Here is a 554-nt window from a genome sequence, read left to right as displayed (position 1 = left end):
GGACAACTCCGGCGACGACGCCGTCCGCCGCGCCGCTGAGGAGCTGTACGACGAACTGCGAGTCGAGTACGAGTAATCAGCAGGTCTCGACACCTCCCCGGAACCGTTCCGCTACCCGGGAGCGAGGCACCTTTCTACCGCGACTTCGTACCCCGGTGCGTGCAGGTCGTCGGCTACGATACCGGAACCCCCGCGCTGTTCGTGAGCACGAGCGACGGCATCGACTCGGTTGACCTCGACCCCGGCACCGAACTCGATTACCGTCTCGAAGACCGCCACTGCGCGGGAACCATCCACGACGACCGCCACATCCCGTGTGACAACGACGGCGCGCCGTACTGCCCGGACCACCGGAGCACGTGGGTCTGCGCCAAGTGTACGGGGACGTGTCTGAAAGACGAGATGGACTGCTACGAGGACCACGCCGTCTACCTCGCCGCCTTCGCCCCGAACACGTTCAAAGTCGGCGTGACGCGCCACTGGCGGGTCGAAACCCCCCCTCGATGGCAGGGGGCGGGCCGCGCCGCGCACACCCGAGCTGCCCCCCAAGGCCG

At 67.7% G+C, this 554-nt stretch carries 1 protein-coding gene; it reads left to right on the top strand.

The annotated features are described in order from the left end of the window. Window positions 1-159: 159 nt before the first annotated feature. The coding region (locus QT222_RS00045; RefSeq protein WP_491475904.1) for a DUF2797 domain-containing protein at window positions 160-554 on the top strand (395 nt) is incomplete at its 3' end.

This window comes from Haloferax sp. s1, from assembly GCF_058382125.1.
The sequence above is the reverse complement of the archived record's forward strand: the minus strand, read 5'-3'. Positions and strand labels throughout refer to the sequence as shown.